15 protein-coding genes and 1 riboswitch are annotated in these 12,665 nt (G+C 37.9%); of the genes, 2 read left to right on the top strand and 13 right to left on the bottom strand.

The features are described 5' to 3' along the window. Positions 1-106: 106 nt before the first annotated feature. From fetB to AB3I72_RS04940, 13 genes are all read right to left on the bottom strand, one after another. A complete protein-coding gene (gene fetB / locus AB3I72_RS04880) occupies positions 107-865 on the bottom strand; it encodes an iron export ABC transporter permease subunit FetB (RefSeq protein ID WP_002356377.1) in 759 nt (252 codons plus the stop codon). Beyond that, positions 849-1,511 carry an ATP-binding cassette domain-containing protein gene (locus AB3I72_RS04885; protein ID WP_002356375.1) on the bottom strand — a complete coding sequence of 221 codons (663 nt, stop codon included), beginning with the start codon at positions 1,509-1,511 and terminating at the stop codon, positions 849-851. Before AB3I72_RS04885 ends, fetB begins: the two co-directional genes overlap by 17 nt. A gap of 14 nt (positions 1,512-1,525) precedes the next feature. Further along, the gene (gene rsmI / locus AB3I72_RS04890; protein ID WP_002356373.1) at positions 1,526-2,398 is read right to left on the bottom strand and encodes a 16S rRNA (cytidine(1402)-2'-O)-methyltransferase; all 873 of its coding nucleotides are present in this window, start codon (positions 2,396-2,398) and stop codon (positions 1,526-1,528) included. A gap of 112 nt (positions 2,399-2,510) precedes the next feature. Then, positions 2,511-2,858 carry a DNA replication initiation control protein YabA gene (locus AB3I72_RS04895; protein ID WP_002356372.1) on the bottom strand — a complete coding sequence of 116 codons (348 nt, stop codon included), beginning with the start codon at positions 2,856-2,858 and terminating at the stop codon, positions 2,511-2,513. Further along, positions 2,851-3,690, bottom strand: coding sequence for a stage 0 sporulation family protein (locus tag AB3I72_RS04900; protein WP_002356371.1), 840 nt, complete (start codon positions 3,688-3,690; stop codon positions 2,851-2,853). Before AB3I72_RS04900 ends, AB3I72_RS04895 begins: the two co-directional genes overlap by 8 nt. Before the next feature lie 116 nt (positions 3,691-3,806). Further along, the gene (gene holB / locus AB3I72_RS04905) at positions 3,807-4,757 is read right to left on the bottom strand and encodes a DNA polymerase III subunit delta' (protein WP_002384059.1); all 951 of its coding nucleotides are present in this window, start codon (positions 4,755-4,757) and stop codon (positions 3,807-3,809) included. A gap of 1 nt (position 4,758) precedes the next feature. Further along, positions 4,759-5,088 (bottom strand): cyclic-di-AMP receptor, encoded by a 330-nt coding sequence (locus AB3I72_RS04910; RefSeq protein ID WP_002356367.1) that lies wholly within the window; start codon positions 5,086-5,088, stop codon positions 4,759-4,761. A gap of 19 nt (positions 5,089-5,107) precedes the next feature. After that, positions 5,108-5,746: a dTMP kinase gene (tmk, locus tag AB3I72_RS04915; protein WP_002356366.1), complete on the bottom strand. Its 639-nt coding sequence runs from the start codon at positions 5,744-5,746 to the stop codon at positions 5,108-5,110. Between the two features lie 208 nt (positions 5,747-5,954). After that, complete coding sequence (recR, locus tag AB3I72_RS04920; RefSeq protein ID WP_002356363.1) at positions 5,955-6,551, bottom strand: recombination mediator RecR; 597 nt, start codon at positions 6,549-6,551, stop codon at positions 5,955-5,957. Between the two features lie 175 nt (positions 6,552-6,726). Next, positions 6,727-7,389, bottom strand: coding sequence for a thiaminase II (gene tenA, locus AB3I72_RS04925; protein WP_086279847.1), 663 nt, complete (start codon positions 7,387-7,389; stop codon positions 6,727-6,729). Between the two features lie 11 nt (positions 7,390-7,400). Then, complete coding sequence (locus tag AB3I72_RS04930) at positions 7,401-8,054, bottom strand: CbiQ family ECF transporter T component (protein WP_368023633.1); 654 nt, start codon at positions 8,052-8,054, stop codon at positions 7,401-7,403. Beyond that, a complete protein-coding gene (locus AB3I72_RS04935; protein WP_104806588.1) occupies positions 8,045-9,403 on the bottom strand; it encodes an ABC transporter ATP-binding protein in 1,359 nt (452 codons plus the stop codon). Before AB3I72_RS04935 ends, AB3I72_RS04930 begins: the two co-directional genes overlap by 10 nt. Further along, positions 9,400-9,963 (bottom strand): ECF transporter S component, encoded by a 564-nt coding sequence (locus AB3I72_RS04940; RefSeq protein WP_002359429.1) that lies wholly within the window; start codon positions 9,961-9,963, stop codon positions 9,400-9,402. Before AB3I72_RS04940 ends, AB3I72_RS04935 begins: the two co-directional genes overlap by 4 nt. 104 nt (positions 9,964-10,067) lie before the next feature. Further along, positions 10,068-10,158, bottom strand: a riboswitch (TPP riboswitch). A 178-nt stretch (positions 10,159-10,336) separates the two neighbouring features. Here AB3I72_RS04940 and AB3I72_RS04945 point away from each other — a divergent pair. Then, entirely contained in the window at positions 10,337-11,122 is a 786-nt protein-coding gene (locus tag AB3I72_RS04945) for a TraX family protein (protein WP_368023634.1), read from the top strand. 163 nt (positions 11,123-11,285) lie between these two features. Beyond that, complete coding sequence (locus tag AB3I72_RS04950; protein ID WP_368023635.1) at positions 11,286-12,647, top strand: MFS transporter; 1,362 nt, start codon at positions 11,286-11,288, stop codon at positions 12,645-12,647. Positions 12,648-12,665: the final 18 nt, after the last annotated feature.

The following is a 12,665-nucleotide window of genomic DNA, read 5'->3' on the forward strand; positions in this document are numbered from 1 at the left end:
CCATTATATACGAACGTCCGTTCTTTTTCAAATTGAAACTTCTTTATTTCAACCAGAAAAAACTGAAAATCCGTGAAGTTATAAACACAGATTTCCAGCTTTTTAATTAAACGACCAATTGTTTTTGTTGATTATAGTAGCCTTTATAGGCAAGATAAGTTGCAATTACTGAACCAATACTTGTTGCTGATAGCAACATAAAGGTCACCATAATCTGATATTTTATCGCATGGACAGGATCAACGCCCGCAAAAATCAAGCCTGACATCATCCCAGGTAAACTAACAATTCCGACAGTTTTGGCAGAATCAATCGTCGGCGCCATCCCGGTTTTCACACTTTGTTGGATGATTGGTAAAGAGGCGAGTTTGATAGTTGCACCTAATGCTAGTTTCTCCATTACCGCTTGCCGTTGGTTTTGAAAAAGAGTATCTAAATTGCGATAGCATAAACCAATTGCCACCATCGAATTGCTGGCAATCATCCCACTGATAGGAATGATTTGAGAAGGAATAAATTTAATAGAACCAGAAAAAATCAAAATACCAATGGTAATTCCTGTACTACAACCAATCGCAATAAAAGAAATCAAAAAGCCCTTTTGTAATTGCTGGCTGCGTTTTTTTGCATTAAAGGCTGCGTTGGAAACAATCACCAAAACCATGATGAGCGTTAAAATCAAGTTATTGACTTGAAAAACATATTTTAATAAATAGCCGACTGCGACTAATTGAATGACTGCTCGAATCACACTAATAATAATATCTTTGGTAAAACCTAATTTTTCTTTAGTACTAATAATTAATGCGACCACCACTAGCATGGCTGAAAAAAATAAGGATAAATTATTAACTGCTAAATCCATCTGTCGGCGCCACCTTTCCTGCTACAATACGAATCACTTGCTGTGCTTGCTGAATTTCTTCGGTATCATGCGTGACACGAACCAGCGTGACTCCTTGCTCTTTGTTTAATTGGTTTAACAATTGATTGACAATCTGTTTGCTTTCTTCATCTAATCCCGTTGTAACTTCGTCTAATAATAAAACATCTGGTACAAAAATAATGTTTCGTAGCAAAGCAACCCGTTGTCGCTCACCACCAGAGAGTTCAGCTATTTTCTTTTCAAGATAAGCAGCGGGCAATTTCACTTGTTGGAGCAATGCCACGACTTTTTCCTGATTAAACGCTTCTTGTCTGACGGTAAATGGAAATAACAAATTATCATACACGGTTTCACCAAATAAAGTTGGCTGCTGAAAACAATAAGAAACTTTTTGGCGGTATGTTTCGATTGGCATTGTAGTAATTGGCGCTTCTTGATAAAAAATTTCGCCTTCTGTAGGACTTAATAATGAAGATAAAATTTTTAAAAATGTACTTTTCCCGCTACCTGAAGGACCAACAATTGTTGTATTGCTACCTGTTTCAAATGACAAATCAATATCAGAAAGAATGCTACGACCATTTACTTGATAAGACACGCCTTCTGCACGCAATAAATTACTCATGTTTCTCTCCTTTTTTAAATGGAATGATATTCTTTATATACTTCTTGTTTTTTTACATTTCTCAATTTGGCCACTTCTTTGATCGCCTCTTTGGAACTCCGTCCCTCTTCCTCCATTAAAACTTGTACATGTTCTTTGAGGGAAATAGCTGGCATTGCTGCTATTGTCTCTTTCTCACCAGTAAATCCGCTAACTAATAAACAACACTCGCCTTTTAGCGTATTTTCTGCTAAATATTCTGTTAGTTCTCCTAAGGTACCTCGTAAATACTCTTCGTGAAGTTTCGTTAATTCTCGACAAATCACAGCAGGGCGTTCTTGACCATAGACTTCAGCAAACGTTGCTACCGTTTTAGCAATCCGATAGGGGGACTCATAAAAAATCTGTGTCGGCCGCTCTTCTTTTAATGCTGATAACACGTCTTTCTGTTCTTTTTTCTTTCTTGGTAAAAAACCATAAAACGTAAATGGCTGTGGTAAAAGACCCGAGGCAATCAAGGCGGTCATTCCTGCCGTAGGTCCTGGCAAGGCAATCACTGCCAGTTCTTCTTCAAGACATGCTGTAACCAATTCATGACCAGGATCACTAATTGAAGGCATACCTGCATCGCTAACTTGGGCAATCGTTTCACCACTCAGCAATCGTGTAATCAGTTGAGGAATTCGCTCTTTGTAATTATGTTCGTGTAAACTAATTTGTGGTGTTGTAATCTCAAAATGATTTAGCAATTTTTGTGTGTTTCTTGTGTCCTCACTAGCAATCACCGTTGCTTCTTTCAATATGTTTAAACAACGAATACTCATATCTTCTAAATTGCCGATCGGTGTTGGGACAAGATACAATTTTCCTTTTGTTGTTTGCTTATCAAAACTTTTCTGTTTTTGCATAGCGCATCCCTCATTTTCCTTTTTCGTTCTATAAATAGATAAAGGTTTGATTTGACAATCGATTGACTGTCAAACCAAACCTTTCCTTTTTATTTGCAGTGTTCCACTAGACTTAACGCGTACGTTCCCCATAAATAACATCAAGACAAAAGGCACATTCTTCATCATTTTCACGTCTTGAACCATATAAAATATTGCAGACATGGAAGCCCTCTTCATAAAGTTTTTCCAAATTCATACGTGATTTTGATAGCTCTTGTTTTTCAGTTTCAGTTGTATTTCCTGCTAACTTATTCAGTTCTTGGAGATGCTCCCGTAAGCGTTGGTTTTCGATTTCCAACGTGGTATTTTTTTCTACCAACTCATGGAGTGCTGCTTTAATTTCTCTTAATTGTGTCACGGAACTGTCTAAATCAGTTTCCAACGAATTTAATCCATCATAGAGCGAACGTTTATCCATTTTGATCACCTTTTTCAGCAGCAACTTTCGCAGTAGCTTCTTTGATTTCTTCGTAATCATAATCCGCTGCGATTTCACGACCATGCAGACGAACTTTGACAATCCGACTTAATAGATTCAACCCGACGACTTTACCTTTGCCATCTGGTGTTATTACTTCTTTTCCATAATCTGGTAATTCTTTTTTAGCGGCTTCATATTCGTCGTTTTCGTATTTCAAACAACACATTAAGCGGCCACATAATCCCGAAATTTTGACAGGATTTAAAGATAACCCTTGATCTTTAGCCATTTTGATTGAAACTGGCATAAAATCTCCTAGAAATGTTGAGCAACATAGTTGTCTGCCACAAGGGCCAATGCCACCTAATATTTTCGCTTCATCTCGGACACCAATTTGACGTAACTCAATTCGCGTCCGGAAAATAGCCGCTAAGTCTTTGACTAATTCACGAAAATCAATTCGCCCATCTGCCGTAAAGTAAAAAATCATTTTGCTACGATCGAAGGTATATTCTACTCGCACTAATTTCATTTTTAAGTCATGAGCTCGAATTTTTTCATTGGCAATGCTTTTGGCAGCTTCTGCATCAGCCAAATTTTTTTGTTCTTTTTCTAAATCATTGGCTGTTGCTTTATTTAAAATGGGTTTTAGGTCCTCTGGTAAATCGTCTGAATCGACTGTTTTTTTAGGAATAGCAACAGTAGCTAATTGTTTTGACTGTTGAGATTCAACGAGTACTTTCTCATTATAAATATACTCAGATTTTCCAGGAGCAAAATAATAGATATGACCGGCTTCACGGAAGCGAACTCCTACTACTTCTACCATTTTATTCCTCCTAATCTAGTTCAAGTGAACGTCGCTTCAATCGGTTAAGGAACTTGCTGAAACAACTAAGTTCCTACTATATTATGAAACTGAATGCCACTTGGCACTTTTTTCCTTTATGATTTAGGGTGAATCATTTGGATAACTAATTGTTCACAAACATTTTGCCAACTAACATTGGCAGTCCATTTTTGGCGTGCTTTCAAAATTAGCGCCAACCGTTCCGCCTGCTCTTCCGTTACTTTTTTGGCTTGCTGTGTCGCAACACTTTCTTCCAATAATTGACGGTAATAAACCATGAGCAAGTCAAAGCTAAGCGCTTGTTGTTCTTTTTCCTTAAATACTTTGACCATTTTCTTCTGAACGTAGATAAATGCCTGTAAATCATTACTTTTTAGATAATTAAACCATTGCAAAATGATTTCCCTAGCTTCATTAAACCATTCATCTTGAGAGATTTCAACTGCTTTCTCAAAACTATTTGTCAGCTCAGCTAAAAGGGTTGCAGTCTTTTCACCAATCCCCTGTTTGATTAAGCGATCAATTAATGTTTTTTTGACTAATGGTTGAAAATGTAAGGTTTGGCATCGTGATTGAATCGTTGGTAAAATTCGAGAAAGCGAAGTGGTTTCTAAAATAGCTAAAATTTGTCCTTCTGGTTCTTCTAAAAATTTTAAGAGACTATTGGCTGCGCCGGTACTCATTTTATCTGCTTCTTGAATTAAGAAAACTTTTTTAGCAGTCTCGACCCCACTTTTAGAAAACTCCGCTTTTAATTCACGGATTTGGTTCACTTTGATGGTTTGCCCATCTGGCGCAATTCTTAAAACATCTGGATGTTCATTTTCATTAATCCGCACACAATTATGGCATTCGTTACAAGGCTGTTGATTTACTAAATTCGTACAAAAGACATGTTTCGCCATCCATAAGCCAAATTCTTGTTTTCCAGTTCCTGTATCTCCTTCAAAAAGATAAGCATGGGCAAGACGACCATGCTCAAAACTTTTTTGGAGTTGCTTGTACAGCAAAGGTTGCATTTGCTGTAGCTGTTGTGCTTCATTCATCTTAATATTGATGGAATCCTTCAACTGGTAAGACGAAGCAAGTAGCGCCGCCTACTTCAACTTCCACAGGATAAGGAATTTGGCCATCCATTGTGATATCTAAAGTCACAGGTGTTGAAACATATTGTTTTCTTGATTGACATGTTTCTTTAATTAAAGCTAATGTTTCGTCGACACGTTCATCATCAATCCCAATAATAAATGTGCTGTTTCCCGCTTTTAAGAATCCACCTGTTGAGGATAATTTTGTAGCACGAATATTGGCATCAATAAATTCGTTGGCTAATCGGTTACTATCTTTGTCTTGTACAATGGCTAAAATAATCTTCATGGTCTACACCTTCCTATAATTAAAAGTTTTCTGGATAACGTTCAATAATCGCCTGATACGTTGCTTCTACGACAAGTTCTAAACTCATCCGTGCATCAATCTTTTTGATCCGTTGTGGATTTTCTTCTGCTAATTTCAAATATTCATGACGAACACGTTGATGAAATTCTAATCCTTCTGAATCTAAGCGATCAATTTGCTGTGTTCGATTTTCTTGAATCCGCCGTAAGCCAGTATCTGAGTCAACGTCTAAATAAATTGTAAAATCTGGTGAGACACCTTCTGTCGCAAACGCATTAATTGAAGCAATGGGGGCAATCCCAATTCTACGCCCAGCGCCTTGGTAGGCTAATGAGCTGTCAACAAAACGATCACATAGGACTAAATGACCCGCTTCCAAAGCTGGCAAGATTTTTTCCACTAAATGTTGACGACGAGCAGCTGCGTAAAGTAAAGCTTCTGTTCGCTCATCCATTCTGTCATTTCTTGGATCTAAAATAACTGTTCGAATCTTTTCGGCAATCGGTATGCCGCCTGGTTCTCTTGTAGTGACAATTTTTCGTTTTGACTCTTTAGCTAATCTTTCAGAAACTTCCTTCAAAACACTGGTTTTACCAGCACCATCTGGACCTTCAAATGTGATAAAAATACCCTGCACGTGCGAAAACTCCAATCAATTTTTACTTGTATCTATTATACTTCATCTTGCTCTATCAGTCTAATTGAAATCCTTATGTCCTATTTAAAGTGATGCATCCGCTGAAAAAAAGAAACTGAAAAAGAAGTACTGAAAAACTTGAACTGCGACATTTTCTCACAGAAACGACCTACTTCGATTTCAACTTCTTTTTCCAACGATGTTTCTTTTAAATTTCTCGACGTCCTTCGACTGCTTTTAGCAAGGTTATTTCGTCTGCATATTCAATATCACTGCCGACAGACAAGCCGTGTGCCAAACGAGTAACGGTGATTCCAGCTGGTTTAATGAGCCGTGATAAATACATCGCCGTCGCTTCTCCTTCAGTGGTAGCGTTGGTTGCTATAATGACCTCTTTCACTTCATCATCGTGCAATCGTTTGATCAAAGAGGCAATATTAATATCTTCTGGTCCTGTTCCTTCCATCGGTGAAAGCACCCCGTGGAGTACGTGATACAAGCCTTGATATTCACGCATTTTTTCCATTGCCATAACGTCTTTTGGCTCTTCCACTACTAAAATAATACTACGGTCACGATTTTTATCTTGGCAAATTTCACAAGGATCTTCTTCAGTAATATTTCCGCAAATACTACAGAAATGGAGATCTCTCTTGACACTAATTAGCGCTTTTGCAAAAGCATTAGCATCTTCTTCTTTCATATCAATTGTATAAAAAGCAAGCCGTGTCGCTGTTTTTTGACCAATTCCTGGTAATTTCATATAACTTTCAATCAATTTTGCAATCGGTTCTGGATAATTCATGAGGCTTCTACAGTCCTTTCTTAGCAAGGCGTTTCTGTTATTACTGAGCGAGTTATAACAGATTTTGCGTCACTGAATATCTTATCACGCCCTGTCAAAAAAGCAACTGACAATTACTGCTTTCTAATACAAAAACAAGTCGTTAGTTACGAGCACTAAACGACTTGTTTTTGTATTAACCAATCCAGGTTTCGTGTGTATAGGCCATTTCCCAAAAAGCGTATTCCATCTCACTGCTGATAACAAAAGCGGTAATCATAGCTGCTTGTTCTTGTGGTGAACTTTCTTCATATAATTGGTCTAACAGTTGGCGTTCCTCTTGGACGTGTTGGTACGCTTCCTCCCCAGCATAGGTTTCAATCCAACGTTGGTACAGTGGCTCTGGTGAGTGTTGTTTGACTAACTGTGCACCAATTTCTTGATAGAGCCAAGAACAAGGCAACATACTTGCTGCGGCCGTCTTAGGCGTTCCTTCAATAAGTTGGCGATACATATGAGAAACATAGTGATAAGCGGTTGGTGCAATCGGTGTCGCTGCAACTTCTTCTTCCGTAATCGCTAGTTCTTCAAAAAAAGTTTCACGAATAGCTAATTCGCCCAACGCAAGATTTTCCGCATTTGTTAAGAGTAATTTTTTCAATCGAGGTTGTTGCGTTTGTGCCGCAATCAAGCGATAAAGTTGACTAAAGTGTTTTAAATAGTAATGATCTTGAATTAAATAGTAGCGAAAAATCTTTGGACTCAAGGTTCCTTCATGTAACTCTGTGATAAAAGGATGCTGAAAACTTCCTTGCCAAGAAGCTTGCGCTTGTTCTTTGGCTTGTTCTGTAAATGTCATAGGTTTCTCCTTTACGTTAGAAAAATAAACAAATTTGTAAAAATGATGATCAAAATAGCAAGCCCAAGACTGACTTTTGCTGACACAAAATGCTCTTTTCGACTTCTGGTGGCTCCTTCTTCATAGCCATGGGCAGACATTGCTTCCGTATATTTATCTCGCCAAGAAACAGCAACGAGCAGTGTTTTAACATAAAGCATCGGCGACCAAAAATGAAACGTTTTGCCACGGAGTAGGCTTGCTTCTTTTAAATCATTAATTTCTCTTTTCACTTCCGGTAAGGCGTGAACCACCACTAAAATTCCATAAACAAAGTTTGGTGCTATCCCCTTTTGTTCCAATAACAACAATAATTCTTCAAAATCAACGCCTACAGCAAAAGCTAGTCCTAAACCGGCAAAGGCATACGTTCGACTAAACAAAAGCCAGGCTTGTTGACTACTCGTACCATGCAAATAAATAGACCAAAACGTCCCGATTGCTGGTAAAAGTGGCAAGAAAAATAACCAAAGCAGTAAGCGCGATTTTCGCTGGCCTATTAAAAAAATGATACAACCCATAAAAACCGCCAAATTTGCCAAAATTGACTGAGAAAAAGATAATTCAAAGGTCAAAATAAGAATCAAAGAAGCATAAATTGCTGCATTTGTTTGCTTTATTTGCATGTGGTTCCCTCCTGCCAGATAATCAGTTGTTGCTGCAGCAATTCTATTCGGTAATTGCTCACGCCAGAGAGAGGTTCTAGCCGATGCGTGACGATTAGAAAATCTTGTTGCGCACTTTTTTCTTTGATCCATTCAACAAAATAATTGCATGCTCGCTCATCTAATCCAGCAAAAGGTTCATCTAAAAGTAAACAGTCCAAATCTAAGCTCAGCAAACTAATTAATTGCACCATCTTTTTTTGCCCTTCACTTAGTTGAAAAACACTGTGCTCTAGTTTTTCTTTTAAACCTAAAAAAGTTAAGGCTTCCTCTTGTTTTCTTCTTTTTTCTGCTGTCATGTTCTGACCAAACAAAAGCTCTTCTCGTAAAGTCAACGTGACAAACTGACGATTGGCTTGTTGCACCGCTAATGTCATGTGTTGATACAATTTTTTTGAAGCCCGCAAGCGGCGGCCCGCCAAGAACATTTTTCCTTGATATTTTTGTCTCTGAACGATGGCTTTTAATAAGGTGGATTTTCCCGCCCCATTTGGCCCCGTCAACGTGGTAATTCCTTTAAAAAAAAGCGCTTCTTTTTCTTCAAGTAGCACTCGTTTTCCCTGAGACAAACGAAAATTTTTCAATTGGAGCATTGGTTGTTTTACCACAGAAGTTGTAAGCTGAAATGTCTGCGGTTTTGTTTTGATAAACGTCAACGGTTGCTTTTCAAACTGGCCATTTTTCAACGTGACGACTTGGTCCACAACATCAGCGTAATCGTTGAAATCGTGGTCGCACACCAAAATCGTTTTGCCTGCTTGATGGAGTCTTGCTAAAATTTGAATAAATTGTTTTCGAGAGGTTGGATCAATACTTGCAAAAGGTTCATCTAATAAAAGAATATCTGGGTTCATTGCTAGCAGAACTGTCAACGCCGCTTTTTGTTTTTCACCACCAGATAACGTCGCTAATTCTCGTGTGAATAAGGTTTGAGTCTGAACAAGTTGAAGCGCTGTTTGGATTTTTCGGTTCATTTCTTCAGGCGAGATTCCTAAATTTTCTAAAGCAAAAATCAGTTCTCGTTCCAAGGTTTTCATTGTAAATTGTTGACTGGTGTTTTGAAACAGCATGCCAATTTTTTGCGCCTTTTCACGAGTTGATAATTGTCGGCGTTCCATTCCTTCAATCAAAATTTCTCCTTGGTAATCAAGCGGAGCAAATCCGGCAATTAATCGTAAGAGCGTTGATTTTCCACTACCACTATCGCCAATTAATAAGGAAAACGTTCCTTGAGGAATTGCTAAATTTGTCTTTTCAAACAAGGGTTGTTCTCGTGAAAAAGACACAGCTTTTAATTGGATACTATTCATTTTGCCTTCACAGCTAACCCTTGCGCAGACTGATACATTCGTAAAATAACTTTCGTTAAGAAAATACCAAAGAAACAAATAGAAACGAACCGAACGCTAATTAAAGCAATGTTCATCCCCAGACCGTAATTGCCATAACCAAACTTAAAGTATTCATACACATAACTAAAAATAGTCGTCCCAATCGCACTATAAAATAACGTTAGTGTATCGTACCGTTTGTAGCGTGTCACAAAAAAGCCACTTTCACTACCTAGGCCTTGAATCACACCAGAAATTAATACACTAGGTCCGAAATACGAACCATAAAGCATTTCTGCCAAAGCGGCTAAAACTTCCGCCAAAACAGCACTTCCCGCTCGTGGAATCAGCATCGCTGCAATTGGTGCCACCATGGTCCACATTCCAAATAAAAGCTCATTGGCAAATGGACTCAGTCCTAATGGTAACAGCGCAGCATTCAATAACGCATAGAGGAACCCTGCCCCCATAAAAACACCGCCAAACAAAAAGGCTAAAAAAGCGAGTAAGACGACTTGTTGCAATGACCATTTTTTCAATAAAAAAACTCCTTTCTCTTAACAAAAAGCAAAAGGAGTGACTTAAATAAACCCTGATAAAAGAAAACACACTCATCCTAGGACAGAATGAGTGCGTGAAAAATCAAAGTAAATCGGCATTTCCCTGCGACAGTACTAACTGCATCAGGTTCAATGGGTATCATCTCAGCCATAACAGCACCCCAAATGTTTTTTATTAAAATGTACTTTTACTATAGCATAGAATAATTATAAAAACTAGTCTTGGCACTTTTTTCTTTCATCAAAAGCTGAAGAAATCAAACAATTTTGTAAGATAACTGTTAGGCAAATAAATGGTTGGTTTTTCTGAACTTTGTTATATTGTTCTTTATGAAAGAGAGGCGTTTATACTATGGGTAAAACATTAACTGGCTTTCATTTGAAAGTCATTGGGGTTATTTCAATGGTCTTTGACCATCTATTGCAATTTTTTAGTTTTTTAGGCGTGCCTGGTTGGTTCGGATGGATTGGACGAATTGCTGCACCTATTTTCTTATTTGAAAGTTCTGAAGGCTTCATTCACACAAGCAATCGGCGAAAATACATGTTCCGGTTATTGTTAGGCTTCTGGATTATGGGGATTCTGAACGGCATTTTAAATGCGTATTTTTCAACAGGTGGCTTAATTATCAATAATATTTTTGGGACGTTATTTTTAGGTACGGTCTACATGCAGTCTATGGACTATTTTAAACAAAAACAAATTGGTAAAGGGCTTCTTTGGTTTATTGTGCCTTTATTAATCAGTGCTCTACCTCTCGTTGTTTTTAGTTCTCCAGACATATTAAGCAACCCTGCTATCTTAATTGGTTTCCAACTTTTCAATCTGATTGTGCCATCACTAATGATGACAGAAGGTGGGTTTTTATTTGTTCTCTTGGCCGTGGCTTTTTATTTATTACATGGCAAAAAGTGGTTACAAATTTCAGCGATTGGCGTTGTTGCGTTGATTTCAGCAGCCAGCTATAATTTCCAAGAACTATTCGGGGCGAATCACCAATGGATGATGATTTTAGCAGCGATTCCAATTATTCTTTATAATGGTGAAAAAGGCCGTGGCATGCGGAATTTCTTTTATATTTTCTATCCAGCTCACATTGCTATTTTTGCAATTATTAGTTTCTTCATGCAACGTTAATTATTTTCTTCTTGACGATTGCCTAAAAACTGTTTACAATGCAACATGTAAACAAATCGTACAGATAACACGCAAGTTGCGTGTCGAGAGAGAGGCGGTTTCTATTCTTATAGAAACTGCTTCTATTTTTTTACGAAAAAATGAAAACTATAGAGGTGATTAAATGGAACAAAAAAACGTACGATTATTCCCTGCCGTTTTAGCGACAGGAATTATGTCTTTTGCTGGCGTATTAATTGAAACAGCAATGAATGTAACTTTTCCGACATTAACAAAGGAATTTGGTGTTTCCACCGGTACCGTGCAGTGGGTGACAACGATTTATTTATTAGTTATTTCTATCATGGTGCCCTTATCCAATTATTTATTAAAAACCTATTCGCTAAGACGCTTATTTATCGTTGCGAATCTTTTCTTTTTGATTGGTTTAGCGATTGATGTCTATTCGCCATCTTTCAGTATCTTGTTATTAGGCCGACTCTTCCAAGGGGCTAGCACTGGGATTGCTTTGCCACTGATGTTTCATATTATTTTGAACTTTACCCCGCTGGAAAAACGGGGAACGATGATGGGGGTAGGCACATTGACCACTTCAATTGCTCCAGCCATTGGTCCAACGTATGGTGGAATCTTAACATCTTCCCTATCTTGGCACGCCATCTTTTTATTCTTAATCCCTGTTTTACTACTTTCTTTGTTTATGGGATTATCTGCTATTCCAGAAATACCTGTTAAAAAAACCACCACTCTTGATTTGGTTAGTTTAATTGGTATTGCCCTGTTATTTAGTGGTTTGTTGATGTTTTTAAGTAAAATTGGCACATTGTTTGGCTGGCTTTCACTTCTGGCAGCCGTTATTGGCTTTGTTATTTTCTATAAACGAGCAACAACCGCTAAACAGCCACTAGTTCGTTTGACAATTTTAAAAAATCCCGCCTTTGTTTTATTTTTATGTGGCTTTTTAGTTTGTCAATTCTTATTGTTAGGTATTTCCTTTGTCTTACCAAACTTTGTTCAAATCGTCCTTGGAAAAAATGCGTTTGTAGCTGGGCTAGTCATGCTGCCAGGTGCTACAGTCGGGGCCATTTTAGCACCACTTTCTGGACGAGTGTTGGATCAATACGGCGCTAAAAAACCTATATTATTTGGCTTAAGTTTGGCGACAATCGGTTGGCTAGCTTTAACAATTTTACTAGAGATGCCTGTTTTATTAGGATTCGTCGCTGGACATGTTACCTATATGATTGGTCTAGGTTTTGCATACAGTAATATGATGACGACTGGTATGAGCTTGTTAGAGGAGAAAGATTTTGGCGACGGTAATACGTTATTTAATACACTTCAACAATTTTCTGGCGCTATTGCGACGGCCATTGTAGCGACGATTATTAATATCGCTCAAGACCACGCAGATAATTTTGCTCAGGGGACAACGATGGGCTCACTCATTTCTCTGATTTTCTTGTTAACCTTATTAGTAATTGTTTTAATTGCTTGCTGGAATTATTTCCGCAAAAAAGCTTAAAAAAAAGCAGCTGGTCCG

Source organism: Enterococcus sp. GC34, assembly GCF_040886645.1.
Taxonomy (GTDB): domain Bacteria; phylum Bacillota; class Bacilli; order Lactobacillales; family Enterococcaceae; genus Enterococcus; species Enterococcus faecalis.